This window comes from Kitasatospora sp. NPDC059795 (assembly GCF_042732175.1).
Lineage (GTDB): Bacteria > Actinomycetota > Actinomycetes > Streptomycetales > Streptomycetaceae > Kitasatospora.
The window spans coordinates 1-13,136 of sequence record NZ_JBHWID010000013.1 but is presented as its reverse complement, the minus strand read 5'-3'; the positions used below and the strand labels follow the sequence as shown (position 1 = coordinate 13,136).

Sequence of the window (13,136 nt, the reverse complement as noted above, 5' to 3'; positions counted from 1 at the left end):
CGATCCACCGCCCGACGGGTCGACGGGGAAAACGAGTACCGACCAGGTGAGGACGGCGGGAGAGTGCGCTTCCTATGATGGGCAAATGACACCCGAGGACCTCTTCCGCGAACCCGAGCACCCGCACTCGGGCATCCGCTCCCGCCAGGACCTCGACGTGCTCCCCCAAGGCTCCTGGTTCGAGCCGGCCGAACCCGCCGGCTACCAGTACGAGGACACCCACAGCACCTACGGCGGCGCCCACTACCTGGAGCAGCACTGGGCCCCCGCCGGGCAGTTCGACGACAGCGCGCCCGTGCCCGGGCACTACGCGCCCACCATGGCGGCCCCGCACGAGGACCCGCCGACCATCGAACTCGGCCCGCCGATCGAGCCGGCGCCCGCCGTCGAGGTGCACTTCCCGTACCCGCAGCCCGAACCCGGCGAGGGCCCCGGCCCGCTGTTCGTCATCGGCGACGTGCACGGCTACCTCGACGAACTGCTCGCCGCGCTGCACCAGCAGGGCCTGATCGACGCCGACGGCCACTGGTCGGCCGGCCGCTCCCGGGTGTGGTTCCTCGGCGACTTCACCGACCGCGGCCCGGACGGCATCGGCGTCATCGACCTGGTGATGCAGCTGGCCGCCGAGGCGGCCGCGGCCGGCGGCTACTGCCGCGCCCTGATGGGCAATCACGAACTGCTGTTCCTGGGCGCCGCCCGCTACGGCGACGAGGCCGTCCAGTCCACCGCCGGCACCGCCTCGTTCCTGGCCGCCTGGCGGCTCAACGGCGGCCAGCAGCACGACCTGGAGCGCCTGCAGCCGCACCACATCAGCTGGCTGTCCCGGCTGCCCGCGATGGCGCTGGAGGACGGCCACCTGCTGCTGCACTCCGACACCACCGCGTACCTGGAGTACGGCGAGACCATCGCCGACGTCAACGACGCCGTGCACGCGCTGCTCGCCGACGAGGGCATCGACGAATGGTGGGACGCCTTCCGCAAGTTCACCAAGCGGTTCGCGTTCCGCGGCCAGGCCGGCACCATGGCCGCGCAGGAGCTGCTCGCCATGTACGGCGGCTACCGGGTGGTGCACGGCCACAGCCCGATCCCGTACCTGACGGGCGACCACCCGGAGGACGGCACCCCGCCGCACGTGCCCGGCCCGTACATCTACGCCGACGAGCTGGCCATCGCGATGGACGGCGGCGTCACCATGGACGGCCGACTGCTGGTCGCCCGACTGCCGCTCAACTGACCGAGTCCTCGATCAACTGCTCGACGACGCAAGGGAACTGAGCGACCCGAAGTTCCGGAAAGAGCCTGTCGGCGCGCTCCCGCGCGCCCCTACCATCGAGGTCTGCGACCTTTCGTCCACCTCGCGGAACGGGGTACCCATGAGCCACCCGCCGCGCCTGCTCGCCGAGGACCGCGCCGACTTCGCCCGGCTGCTCGACGAAGCGTTGCGCGACCCCGCCGTCCGGCAGGCCCTGGCCGCGCCCGGCGCGCACCTCACCGCCGAACAGCTGCACACCAGGGCACTCGCCGACGCCGACACCGTCGCCGCGCCGGCCGCCCCCGAGTACGTCCGCTACCTGGAGCTGCGCACCGCGCTCGCCGAACGCCCGAACGGAACACCGCCGCCCGGTGCCGGGCTGTTCCCGGTGCTGACGGTGCTGACCCCGGTGCTGGCCGGGTCGGCCGGGCTGGCGCTGCTGATCCTGGGCTGGCTGCTGCGGGTCGCCGCACCCGGTCTGGCGCTCGGCCGGTCCACCGTCACCGCCGGGCTGCTCGCGCTGGCCATCGCCGCCGCCGCGCTGCTGATCGGCGGTGCCGGTCTGGTCCTCACCGCGCGCCGGGACGCCTCCCGCACGCCCGTCGCCGACCTGCCGCAGCCCGTCGAACTGGCCGAGGCCCGGACCGTCTGGCACGCCGCGCTGCGCGAACGCGCCCTGCTGCCCTGGCTGCTCGCCGACCATGCCGCCGCGCCCGGCACCGCCGTCCCGCGCCCCCGCACCGCCCCGCCGGACCTGCACAGCCCCGGCTTCAGCCGCGCCGGGTACGCGGGCCCGGGGTTCACCAGCCCGGGCGGCTCGGCCCGCCCGTCCGGGTTCACCGGCCCCGGGCACAGCAGCCCGGACTTCACCAGCCCCGGCCCCGAAGGCCTCACCGACGACCAAGGGCGCAAGCGCAAGGACGGCCCCCGCTTCACCGGACCCGGCCCCGAAGGCCACCCCGACTACGCCGCACCGGACTTCACCAGCCCCGGCCCGGAGGGCATCACCGACCCGGAGGGCCACCCGCGGCGGGACGGCGACTGACCGCGCCGCCCCGCGGGTGGATGCTCAGCCGGTCGCCGTCCGGCCGAGGGCCAGGGCGGCGAGCAGGGCGGCCGCGTCGGGAAGCACCGAGTCGTCGAAGCAGGCCTGCGGGGAGTGGTTGTAGGGCGCGGTGAACGGGTCGGTGCCGGGCGGGCACGCGCCGACCATCACGTACCCGATCGGGACGTGCTCGGCCAGCATGCCGAAGTCCTCCGAGCCGGTCACCGGGTGCGGCATCTCGACATACCGGTCGGGGCCGAGCAGGTGGCGGGCGGTCTGTTCGGCGTACGCCGCCTCGGCCGGATCGTTGACCGTCACCGGGTAGCCGGGCCGCACCACCACGTCGACCTGGCAGCCGTGCGCCTCACCGATGCCGCGCACCAGCCGGCCGGCCCGCTCCAGCACCCGTTCCCGGGCGGCGGGGGAGAACGAGCGGACGGTGGCGACGAACTCGGCCCGGTCGGGGACGACGTTCTCGACGGTGCCGGCGTGGAAGGCGCCGACGGTGAGCACCACCGGGTCGAAGGCGTCGAACTGCCGGGTGACCATGGTCTGCAGCGCCAGCACCGCCTCGCAGGCGACCGGCACCGGGTCGAGGGCGAGGTGCGGACTGGAGCCGTGGCCGCCGCGGCCGCGGACCACCACCCGCAGCGTGTCGCTGGCGGCCATGATCGGGCCGGGCCGGCCGGCGACGTACCCGGCGGGCAGCTGCGCGGCGGTGACGTGCAGCGCGTACGCGGCGACCACCCGCTCCCCGGCGGCGTCCAGCACACCGTCCTCGATCATCAGGCCGGCCCCGCCGGAGCCCTCCTCGCCGGGCTGGAACATCAGCACCACGCTGCCGGCCAGTCGGTCGCGCCGATCGGCGAGCAGCCGGGCCGCGCCGACCAGCGCGGCGGCGTGCAGGTCGTGGCCGCAGGCGTGCATCGCGCCGGGCACCTCGGAGGCGTACGGCAGGCCGGTCTCCTCCTGGACGGGCAGCGCGTCCAGGTCGGCACGCAGCAGCACGGCCGGGCCGGGGCGGGCGCCGCGCAGCACGGCGGTGACGGAGGTCAGCCGCTCGCCGAGGGCGATCTCCAGCGGCAGGCCGTCCAGCGCGGCCAGCAGCCGGGCCCGGGTGCGCGGCAGGTCGAGGCCGATCTCCGGGTGCCGGTGCAGGTCGCGGCGGAGTTCGACCAGGTCGGTCCGGAGCGCGGCGGCGGCGCGACGCAGCTCGTCGGGGGTGGAGCGGTCGGTGTGGACGTCGGTCGACACGGGTGCGCCTCCAGCGTGGTCGGGGAGCGGACGGTCTCCCGCATCCTGACCCGGCGACGCCCCGCCGACGCCCGCGACGCACGGATCAACCGCGCCCGACCCGTTCGGCGGCCCCGGCTGCACCGTCCAGGTCGTCTCCGCCCCGGTCGTCCAACGGCTCACCCACGGGGACCGGCCCCGCGTCAGGGGCAGATCAGGCTCACGGTCGGAAAGTACGTCCGATAGCGGGTGGCGTCCCTGGTGAGCAGTCGGTGGCCCCGCACCGCGGCATGTGCCCCGATGTAGAAGTCCGGCAGCGGGGCGGCTTTCTGCCCGCCGCGCCGCCGGTACTGGAGGAACGCCTTGCCGGCGAGGAAGCCCGCCTCGTAGGGCAGCGGCTCGCGTCCGAACGCCTCGGCCGGGAGCACCTCGTCGAGCTCCTCGATCGCACCGAAGGCCACCGAGACCTCGGCGTAGACGATCGGATTGATCACCACCTGGCCCTCGTCCTGGGCCGCGGCGAGCGCGGACTCGGACCAGTCCGCCCAGGTGGGGTCGTTCGTCATCAAGTCCAGCAGCACGCACGAATCCACCAGCGTCACCGGCCGGCTCCGCTCACGGCCCACCAGCGTCAAGCGGCTACTCGCCACGCAACAGCTCCATGATCTGGTCGGTGGACATCCCGCCGGTGGCGGTGCCCCTCATTCGCCGGGCCAGTCGCTCCCCCCGCGTTCCGCCGTCCGCCCGGCGCACTATCCGCAGAATGCCGTCCTCCTCGACGACATCCACTTCGTCCCCGGGGTGGAGACCGCACTTCTCGCGAAGCTCCGCCGGGATGGTGACCTGCCCTTTGCTGTTCACCCGCATCGCGCGCTCCTACGTATCCCGTATGACGCCTACCACGTAATACTAGCCGCGCCCCGGTCAGCGCGGGGTCGAGTGGGTGGTGCGGAGGGGCGGGGTGCGGGTGAGGAGGGTGGCGCAGAGGGCGGGGAGGACGGTGGCGGTCTGGGCGGCGGTGTACCAGAGGGGGCAGATGCCGGGGATCAGGTCGACGGCGACGACGGCGATCGGCATGACGAGGGTGACGGTGCGGAGGCGGTCGAAGGCGCGGCGCGAGCCGGTCGCGGCCGCGGTGGCCTGGCGGTGCAGCAGCACGGCGACCAGCGGGAGCAGCACGGCCCGCACCCACATGAAGGTGTTCGCCTGGTGGCCGGTGGCCGCCACCGCCGCGACGGCGGCGAGGGTGGCGACGGCGAGCGCGCCGTGGAGCGCGACGGCCGTCCGTACGGTGGCGAAGGCCCGCTGCACGGCGGGCGAGGCGAGCACGGCGGGGTCGGCGCTGCTGTTCTGCGTCTGCGAGGTCATGTCGTCGACGCTAGGGAGCGGCCGTCCGCCCGGGTATCCGTCCAGGCCCACACCGGGGTGGGGCCAGGCCCACTCCTGCCCGTGGCGGGGTCCGCCGGGGCGGGGCGCGGTGCACAGTGGTGGCACCGGACGGAGTCGAGGGGGAGTCATGGGGCGGGCGTGGGCGTGGGCGGCGGGCGTCGGCGTGGGGTTCGTACGGGCGTGCGCCGTCGCGGGGCTCGCGCTGGCGGTGCCGGCGGTGTGGGCGGGTGCGGTGGCGCTGGGGGTGCACTGGGGGCCGGCCAACCCGTGGTCGTGGCTGCTGCCGGTGGTGCTGGTGGTCGCGGGGACGCTCGCGCTGTGCCGCCCGGTGTGCGCGGGGGTGCGGCTGCTGGTGGCCCGGTGGACCGGCATCGTCCTGCCGCCCGGGTACCGGCAGGCGCCGCCGGTGGTCCAACTGTCCACCGGCTTCTGGTGGAACGGCTTCGGCTACGAGCGCACCCGGCGCGACGCGCTGATGGACCAGCGCCTGCGGATCCGCCGGCAGGACCCGGCGAACCGGCGCGACCTGCGCTTCGTCGCCGTCCTCCCGTTCACGGCGGGCCTGCCCGCGGCGGCGCCCCCGGTCGCCCTGGCCGTGGCCGTCGTGGACCGCAGCGTCCTCGCCGGGCTGCTCGCCGTCGTCTGCTCCCCGTTCGCGTGGCGGCCCGTCGTCCCGGTGGCTCGGCGGTTCCTGCGGCCGTCCACGGCGATGGCGCTGGCCGAGCGGGTCGCCGAACTCACCGCGCAGCGGGCGGACGCCACCGTCGCGCAGGCCGCCGAGATCCGTCGCATCGAACGGGACCTGCACGACGGCGCGCAGGCCCGGCTGGTCGCGCTCGGCCTCTCGCTGGCCACCGCGCAGCGGCTGCTGGACCGGGACCCGGAGCAGGCCAGGTCGCTGATCCGGGACGCGCAGGCGGGGGCCACCGCCTCGCTGGCCGAACTGCGGGAGCTGGTCCGGGGGATCAGCCCGCCGGTGCTGACCGAGCGCGGCCTGCTGGACGCGGTGCGCGCCCTCGCGCTGGACCTCCCGCTGCCGGTGGACGTGGCCGCCGAGGGCCCGCTGCGGGCGGACGCGCCGGTCGAGTCGGCCGTCTACTTCGGGGTCGCGGAGCTGCTGACCAACGCCGTCCGCCACGCGGGCGCGACCCGGGCCGGGGTGACGCTCCGTCAGGACGAGTACGGGGTGAGCGCCGAGGTGGTGGACGACGGCCGGGGCGGGCTGGTGGAACGCCCGGACGGCGGGCTGGCGGGGCTGCGCCGCCGGGTCGACGCGTTCGGCGGTACGTTGACGATCGTCAGCCCGGCGGGCGGGCCGACCCGAGTCAGGATGGCGGTGCCGTGCGCATTCTCGTAGCCGAGGACCTGTACCTGCTGCGCGACGGCATGGTGCGTCTGCTGGAGGCCTGCGGTCACCAGGTGGTCGCCACCACCGCCACCGGCCCCGACACCCTGGACGCCCTGCTGACGTGGCGCCCGGACGTGTCCGTCGTCGACGTCCGGATGCCGCCCACCCAGTCCGACGAGGGGCTGCGTGCCGCGCTGGCCGCCCGCGCCCGGGTGCCGGGTCTGCCGATCCTGGTCCTCTCCCAGCACGTCGAGCAGCTCTACGCCCGGGAGTTGCTCGCCGACGGCTCCGGCGGCATCGGCTACCTGCTCAAGGAGAGCGTCTTCGACGCCGACCAGTTCCTGGACGCCCTGGAGCGCGTCGCCGCCGGCGGCACCGCGATGGACCCGGCGGTCATCGCCCGGCTGCTCACCGCCACCCCGGTCGGCCGGGGCCTCGACCGGCTCACCGAACGCGAGCACTCGGTGCTGGGCCTGATGGCCGAGGGCCTCTCCAACCAGGCGATCGGCCGCCGGCTGTTCCTCAGCGAGAGCGCGATCGGCAAGTACACCACCACGATGTTCGGCAAGCTCGGCATCCCCGACGACACCGACACCAACCGTCGCGTCCGCGCCGTCCTGACCTACCTCAACCGGCCCTGACCGGCCGGAACGGGCGTCGGCCCCCACCGCCGCAGCGGTGGGGGCCGACGTATTTCTACGCGTTACTTCTTCGGGGTCAGGCAGAGAACGAACTTGTCGCTGCCCAACTGCTGGGCGAGCGCGTCGAACTCGTCGCCGCAGGCGTGGGTGTCGAAGGTGTTGTCGATGACCTTCTCGACCGTGTGGGTGGCCTTGCTGTCGTCGCAGCCGACGGTGTCGACCTTCGGGTCGTTGTCGCTGCCGGTGACGGAGACGCACTGGCCGACCTTGGCGTGCACCGGCTTGTCGGTCATCGCGTCGCGGACGGCGAACTTGACCACGGCGATGACGATGATCACGACCAGGATGCCGAGGCCGGAGATCAGCTTCTTGCCCAGGGTCTTCTTGGGCGCCGCGGCGGCGGCCTGCGCGGCCTGGCCGTACTCGAAGGGAGCCGGGCCGCCGGCCTCGGGAGCGGGCGGGGTCTGGGGAGGCTGCGGGCTGCTCATGAGTTCCCTCTGGAGTGGGTCAGGTCGAACGTGCTCGCGAACCTTATCCAGATCCGATTTGGTTTCTATCCGACATATCAGCCAAATCGGATGGCCGTCATTCAAGCGAGATGTAAAGAATTGACAAACCCTCAGGGTCAATGACCCGGGGACGTTCCGGCACCGGCCGATCCGCGCATTTCGTCCACCACCGCGAGAAACACGAAGAAGTTCGGAATCCTGTGCACCGGGGTGTTCGACCAGCCGAACAGCTTCCCGGCCTTCGACACGAACACCGTGCCGTCCTTGACCTCGATCCGCTCGACCTCGGGCCACGCCAGCGACCCGCTCCGGGCGTTCGCCACGCCGCCCGCGTTGACCGCGATGTCGCCGAACCGGACCGTCCCGCCGCGCCTCACCACGTCGAGCACGCCCGGGAGTTGGGACCGGGTGATCTCGTGCTGGAAGGCCGCGCCCCAGACCACCGGGTCGGCATAGAAGCCGGTCAGCTCGACCGAGGTGCCGTCCGGCCGGTACAGCGTGTACAGATAGGTGGTGACGGTGTGGAACCCGTTCACGTACCGCCGGGTGATCTGCTGCAGCACCGCCGCGTCGTCCCACCGGAATGCCACCGGCCGGCCGGCCCGGTCGCCCGCCACCACCCCGTGCTCGAAGCAGTGGATGCGCTTCGCGCCCTGCTTCTTGTTCAGGTTCGGGACCTGCGTCAGCCGCCAGATGAAGATCAGCCCGGGCAGCACGAACAGCGCCAGCCCCACCAGGCACATGACGATCAGTCCGGTCATCGCCGCACCGCTCAACCGCTTGGGCCCGAACGAAGCCCGGAGCTCCCCGAGCCCCTCGCTCGCCGCCGGCGCCGCCACCTCGTCGGGAACCTGCTCCGGCACCGGCGGTGCCTGGACGTCCTGCATCCGGATCTCTCTCATCACGAAGAAACCGCAGGTCGTCCCGGCGGCGGCACGGATCGTACTGCCTCCGCCCCGGCCCGCGCGGACCGCACTCCCCCGGGGTGACAAGGTCCGAAACCCGCCAGTGGCGCGGCCCGCGCCCGCCTAGCCTCGCGACCATGCCCCGACACAGCCGCGACATCGTCCAGCACGCCTGGAAGGCCTTCGCCAGCCACGACCCGGAGCGGATCGCCGCCGTCCTCACCGAGGACGCCGAGTGGCTGGCCCCGGCGGGCAACGCGACGGCCGTCGCACTGGACTGCCCGAGCCACCTGATCGGCCGCCGGGCGATCGCCCGCTTCCTCGCCGAGGACTTCCCCCGCCTGTTCGTCCGGGACGTCGCCGTCGCCTTCCACGCCGTCCACGCGGACGGCGACCGCGTCGTCGTCGAGGAGACCATGACCGCGACACTCGCCGACGGCAACCACTACGCCAACGACTACTGCCTGGTCTTCGAACTCCGCGACGGCCTGATCCACCGCGTCCGCGAGTACATGGACACCGCCCGCGGCCACCGCGCGATCTTCGGCGACCGGCCCTGACCGCCGACCCCGCCCCGCACTGCACTGCACTGCGGCCGGACTGCGGCCGGGCCGGGGCGGGGTCAGCGGGACGCGTCAGTCGACCAGCGGCAGGTAGACCTTGCTGCCGTGGGCCGCGAACTCGGCGGACTTCTCGGCCATCCCTGCCTCGACGGTGGCGGCGAGGTCGGCGCCGTGTTCGTCGCGGATCTGCTGACTGATCTTCATGGAGCAGAACTTGGGGCCGCACATGGAGCAGAAGTGCGCGGTCTTGGCGGGTTCGGCGGGGAGGGTCTCGTCGTGGAAGGCGCGGGCGGTCTCCGGGTCGAGGGCCAGGTTGAACTGGTCCTCCCAGCGGAACTCGAAGCGGGCGTCGGAGAGTGCGTCGTCCCAGGCCTGCGCGCCGGGGTGGCCCTTGGCGAGGTCGGCGGCGTGGGCGGCGATCTTGTAGGTGATGACGCCGGTCTTCACGTCGTCGCGGTTCGGCAGCCCCAGGTGTTCCTTGGGGGTGACGTAGCAGAGCATCGCGGTGCCCCACCAGGCGATCATCGCGGCGCCGATGCCGGAGGTGATGTGGTCGTAGCCGGGCGCGACGTCGGTGGTGAGCGGGCCGAGCGTGTAGAACGGGGCCTCGTCGCAGATCTCCTTCTGCAGGTCCATGTTCTCGCGGATCTTGTGCATCGGGACGTGCCCGGGGCCCTCGATCATCACCTGGACGTCCTTGGCGCGGGCGATCCGCCCGAGCTCGCCGAGGGTGGTGAGTTCGGCGAACTGCGCCTCGTCGTTGGCGTCGGCGATGGAGCCGGGCCGCAGGCCGTCGCCGAGCGAGAAGGTGACGTCGTAGGCGCGCAGCAGGTCGCAGAGTTCCTCGAAGTGCGTGTAGAGGAAGTTCTCCTGATGGTGCGCCAGGCACCAGGCCGCCATGATGGAGCCGCCGCGCGAGACGATGCCGGTCTTGCGGCGGGCGGTGAGCGGCACGTACCGGAGCAGCACGCCGGCGTGCACGGTCATGTAGTCGACGCCCTGCTCGCACTGTTCGACGACGGTGTCCCGGTAGACCTCCCAGCTGAGGTCCTCGGCCCGGCCGTCGACCTTCTCCAGCGCCTGGTAGAGCGGGACGGTGCCGATCGGGACGGGGGAGTTGCGCAGGATCCACTCGCGGGTGGTGTGGATGTTGCGGCCGGTGGAGAGGTCCATGACGGTGTCGGCGCCCCAGCGGGTGGCCCAGGTCATCTTCTCCACCTCCTCCTCGATGGAGGAGGTGACGGCGGAGTTGCCGATGTTGGCGTTGATCTTCACCAGGAAGTCGGTGCCGATGATGGCCGGTTCGCTCTCGGGGTGGTTCACGTTGACCGGGATGACGGCCCGTCCGCGCGCCACCTGCTCGCGCACGAACTCCGGCTCCAGGCCTTCCCGGAGCGCCACGAACTCCATCTCGGGCGTGATCAACCCCTGCTTGGCGTACCCGAGTTGGGTAACGGCGAGGCCGTCCCTGGCGCGCAGCGGGCGGCGCGGGCGGCCGGGGAAGACGGCGTCCAGGTTGCGCAGGTCGCCGCCGCGGGGCGCGGTGTGCTTGATGCCGTCGTCCTCGGGCCGGGCCTCGCGGCCCTCGTACTCCTCGACGTCGCCGCGTTGGCGGATCCAGGCGTCGCGCAGGGCGGGCAGTCCGCGTCGGACGTCGGTGGCGTGATCGGGATCGGTGTACGGGCCGGAGGTGTCGTACAGCGGGACGGTGCGGCCGTCGGTCAGTTCGACCTCGCGGTAGGGGACCCGCAGGTCGGGGCGGCTGCCCTGGCGGTAGGCCTTGTGCCAGGCGGGGGTGGGGTACCCGCCGGCGGCCGAATCGCGGGCAGAGCTGTGCTCGGAAAAAACGGTCATCGGACCTTCAACTCCCTACGCCGGCATTACCCGGTCAGGTTCCTGCGGTCGGCGCAGCAGGTGGTTCGCGGATCCGCGTACCGTCAGCGCCCTCTCAGCCCGGTGCTCCGAGCTCCCGTTCCGCGCAGGCGTCGTCCGCCTGCGTTCGGTTCCTCACCGTAGGGCACGCGGCGGCACCGGTCCAGGGCGCATCGCCGGGCCCGCACCCGCACCGGCGTACAACTCCCGTGCGGGCCGGAACTGTTCACGCCTCGTCGGGAGTGGGAGAATCGTGCAGGTGATCGGACTGATGGGGCGGGTGACGGGGCGGATCGGCGCAGGCCTGGTCGGCGAGGTGATGGTGCACGTCCCGGAGCGGCTGGGCACCGAGGCGTTCCTGGCGTACCTCGCCACTCCGGGTGAGCCGCTGCAGTCGGGCACCATGGTCGTCGTGGTCGAATATCAGCCACCGCGCACCGTCTACGTCGAGCCGCTCTGATCACCTGTCGGACCGTCACAGGTGACCCCGCGCAACGGTTTCGAGACAGTGCGAGTTCCTCCCGGCTCAGCTCTTCCCCCGTGATCCGGAACGGCGGAGAATGCGGCTGCCACCGGCTTCCGCGCCAACCTGCACGGACCGAAGCGCAGTCACGGAACCGGTGTGCTCCGAAGGGGGAGATTGCCGATGCTGATCGGCATCGCGGGCAGCGCCGTCGCAGGCTTCGTTGCCCTGATCGTGCTCTTTAAGTTGATGTGGCGCGTGGCGGAACCCAACGAGGCGTTGGTGATCTCGGGTTCCAAGCACGGCGAGGGTCTGGGCTTCCGTGTGGTGACCGGCCGGGGCACCTTCGTGATCCCGGGCGTCCAGGCGGTGCGCCGGCTGTCGCTGGACCTCAACGAGGCCGCGCTGGACGTGGAGTGTGTGACGTCGCAGGGAATTCCCGTGCACGTCAAGGGGGTTGTGATCTTCAAGGTGGGCGACGACAACGCGTCGATCGCCAACGCCGCCCGGCGGTTCCTGGACCAGCAGAAGATGATGGGCCAGCGCGTGCACAACGTGTTCGCCGGTCACCTGCGGTCCATCGTCGGCGGGCTCACGGTCGAGGACATGATCCGCGACCGCGAGCGGCTCACCGGTGAGACCCGCTCCGCCTCGGGCATCGAGATGGAGAAGCTCGGCCTCATCATCGACTCGCTGCAGATCCAGGAGATCCTGGACCCGACCGGCTACATCACCAACCTGGCCGCGCCGCACGCCGCGGCCGTCCAGCGGGACGCCCGCATCGCCGCCGCCGAGGCGGACCGGCGGGCCACCGAGGCCGAGCAGGAGGCGTTCGCCCGCAAGGCCGAGGCAACGCGCAACTCCGGTATCCAGCAGGCCGGTTACCAGGCCGAGATGGACACCGCCGCGGCCCGCGCGCTGCAGGCCGGCCCGCTCGCGCAGGCCGCCGCCCGGCAGGAGGTCGTGGTCCAGGAGACCAAGGTCGCCGAGCTGGAGGCGCACCGCAAGGAGCAGCAGCTCCAGGCGGACGTCCGCAAGCCCGCCGACGCCCGCGCGTACGAGACCCGCACCAAGGCCGAGGCCGACCGCGACGCGCGGATCTCCGCCGCCGAGGCGCTGTCCCGGGAGACCGACCTGAAGACCGCCGCCGAGGCGAACCGGGTCAAGGTCGCCGCCGCCGCGGAGGCCGAGGCCACCCGGGCGCGCGGTCTGGCCGCGGCCGAGGCCACCCGGGCCACCGGTGAGGCGCAGGCCGCCGCCGAGGCCGCGAAGGGCCTGGCCGAGGCGGAGGCGTCCCGGGCCAAGGGTCTCGCCGAGGCCGAGGCCACCCGGGCCCAGGGCCTGGCCGAGGCCGAGGGCATCAAGGCCCGCGCCGCGGCGCTGGCCGAGAACCAGGAGGCGGTGGTCGCCCAGCAGCTCGCCGAGAACTGGCCGGCGATCGTCCGGGCCGGCGCGGACGCGTTCGGCAACGTCGAGCACATGGTGCTGCTGAACGGCGCCGAGGGCATGTCCGAGATGTTCGCCAAGGCGCTCACCATGGGCGGCACCGGCCTCGGTCTGGCCCGCCAGCTGCTCACCGCGATGTCCCCGGCCGCCGGCGGCGCGGAGCCCGCCAAGGCCGCCGCGACTCCGGCCCAGGTCATCCCGATCCAGGCCGACGCCGAGTAGGTCGCGCTCGGCACCACGCAGTCAGGTCCGCCCGGGCGAGGGAATCCCCTCCCCGGGCGGACCCGTGTGCGGCCTCCGCGAACCTCGGCACCGGTCGCAGGCCGGCGCCGGCCGGACAGGCGCTAGTGTCCTGCGTCGGTAGTTCGTCGTTACTTGTTGCATGACGTCTTCTGCGCGCGTGCCCGCTCCTCGTCGGGGACCGAAGTTGGAGCCCCTACTGCTGACCGATGAGGAGCGGGCGACCTTGG

The 13,136-nt window shown here is 73.0% G+C and carries 14 protein-coding genes and 1 riboswitch; of the genes, 7 read left to right on the top strand and 7 right to left on the bottom strand.

The window, feature by feature from the left end; genetic code table 11:
* Nucleotides 1-85: 85 nt before the first annotated feature.
* The gene (locus ACFV4P_RS24710) at nucleotides 86-1,234 is read left to right on the top strand and encodes a metallophosphoesterase (protein WP_380474576.1); all 1,149 of its coding nucleotides are present in this window, start codon (nucleotides 86-88) and stop codon (nucleotides 1,232-1,234) included.
* Between the two features lie 139 nt (nucleotides 1,235-1,373).
* Nucleotides 1,374-2,297: a hypothetical protein gene (locus tag ACFV4P_RS24705; protein ID WP_380474574.1), complete on the top strand. Its 924-nt coding sequence runs from the start codon at nucleotides 1,374-1,376 to the stop codon at nucleotides 2,295-2,297.
* Nucleotides 2,298-2,321: 24 nt separating this feature from the next.
* Here ACFV4P_RS24705 and ACFV4P_RS24700 read toward each other — a convergent pair whose 3' ends face one another.
* The 4 genes from ACFV4P_RS24700 to ACFV4P_RS24685 all read right to left on the bottom strand — a co-directional run bounded on the left by ACFV4P_RS24700 (nucleotide 2,322) and on the right by ACFV4P_RS24685 (nucleotide 4,898).
* The gene (locus tag ACFV4P_RS24700; RefSeq protein ID WP_380474572.1) at nucleotides 2,322-3,551 is read right to left on the bottom strand and encodes a M20 family metallopeptidase; all 1,230 of its coding nucleotides are present in this window, start codon (nucleotides 3,549-3,551) and stop codon (nucleotides 2,322-2,324) included.
* Between the two features lie 182 nt (nucleotides 3,552-3,733).
* Complete coding sequence (locus tag ACFV4P_RS24695) at nucleotides 3,734-4,180, bottom strand: type II toxin-antitoxin system VapC family toxin (RefSeq protein ID WP_380474571.1); 447 nt, start codon at nucleotides 4,178-4,180, stop codon at nucleotides 3,734-3,736.
* Complete coding sequence (locus ACFV4P_RS24690; protein WP_380474569.1) at nucleotides 4,170-4,397, bottom strand: AbrB/MazE/SpoVT family DNA-binding domain-containing protein; 228 nt, start codon at nucleotides 4,395-4,397, stop codon at nucleotides 4,170-4,172. Before ACFV4P_RS24690 ends, ACFV4P_RS24695 begins: the two co-directional genes overlap by 11 nt.
* A gap of 57 nt (nucleotides 4,398-4,454) precedes the next feature.
* Nucleotides 4,455-4,898, bottom strand: a complete 444-nt coding sequence (locus tag ACFV4P_RS24685) for a hypothetical protein (RefSeq protein ID WP_380474567.1) — start codon at nucleotides 4,896-4,898, stop codon at nucleotides 4,455-4,457.
* A 148-nt stretch (nucleotides 4,899-5,046) separates the two neighbouring features.
* On the opposite strand from ACFV4P_RS24685, the gene ACFV4P_RS24680 reads away from it, so the two are divergent.
* Nucleotides 5,047-6,276: a sensor histidine kinase gene (locus ACFV4P_RS24680; protein ID WP_380474565.1), complete on the top strand. Its 1,230-nt coding sequence runs from the start codon at nucleotides 5,047-5,049 to the stop codon at nucleotides 6,274-6,276.
* Entirely contained in the window at nucleotides 6,261-6,908 is a 648-nt protein-coding gene (locus ACFV4P_RS24675) for a LuxR C-terminal-related transcriptional regulator (protein WP_380474564.1), read from the top strand. Before ACFV4P_RS24680 ends, ACFV4P_RS24675 begins: the two co-directional genes overlap by 16 nt.
* Before the next feature lie 62 nt (nucleotides 6,909-6,970).
* On the opposite strand, the gene ACFV4P_RS24670 is transcribed toward ACFV4P_RS24675, so the two are convergent.
* Nucleotides 6,971-7,396: a hypothetical protein gene (locus ACFV4P_RS24670; RefSeq protein ID WP_380474562.1), complete on the bottom strand. Its 426-nt coding sequence runs from the start codon at nucleotides 7,394-7,396 to the stop codon at nucleotides 6,971-6,973.
* A gap of 137 nt (nucleotides 7,397-7,533) precedes the next feature.
* The gene (locus tag ACFV4P_RS24665; protein ID WP_380474560.1) at nucleotides 7,534-8,319 is read right to left on the bottom strand and encodes a DUF6585 family protein; all 786 of its coding nucleotides are present in this window, start codon (nucleotides 8,317-8,319) and stop codon (nucleotides 7,534-7,536) included.
* 140 nt (nucleotides 8,320-8,459) lie between these two features.
* On the opposite strand from ACFV4P_RS24665, the gene ACFV4P_RS24660 reads away from it, so the two are divergent.
* Complete coding sequence (locus ACFV4P_RS24660) at nucleotides 8,460-8,882, top strand: nuclear transport factor 2 family protein (RefSeq protein ID WP_380474558.1); 423 nt, start codon at nucleotides 8,460-8,462, stop codon at nucleotides 8,880-8,882.
* Between the two features lie 75 nt (nucleotides 8,883-8,957).
* Here ACFV4P_RS24660 and thiC read toward each other — a convergent pair whose 3' ends face one another.
* A complete protein-coding gene (thiC, locus tag ACFV4P_RS24655) occupies nucleotides 8,958-10,739 on the bottom strand; it encodes a phosphomethylpyrimidine synthase ThiC (RefSeq protein WP_380474556.1) in 1,782 nt (593 codons plus the stop codon).
* Nucleotides 10,735-10,868: riboswitch (TPP riboswitch) on the bottom strand. It overlaps the preceding gene by 5 nt.
* Before the next feature lie 148 nt (nucleotides 10,869-11,016).
* On the opposite strand from thiC, the gene ACFV4P_RS24650 reads away from it, so the two are divergent.
* Both ACFV4P_RS24650 and ACFV4P_RS24645 read left to right on the top strand, forming a co-directional pair.
* Nucleotides 11,017-11,217: a hypothetical protein gene (locus ACFV4P_RS24650; protein WP_073818087.1), complete on the top strand. Its 201-nt coding sequence runs from the start codon at nucleotides 11,017-11,019 to the stop codon at nucleotides 11,215-11,217.
* Nucleotides 11,218-11,403: 186 nt separating this feature from the next.
* A complete protein-coding gene (locus ACFV4P_RS24645; RefSeq protein WP_380474554.1) occupies nucleotides 11,404-12,888 on the top strand; it encodes a flotillin family protein in 1,485 nt (494 codons plus the stop codon).
* The last annotated feature ends 248 nt before the right edge of the window (nucleotides 12,889-13,136 follow it).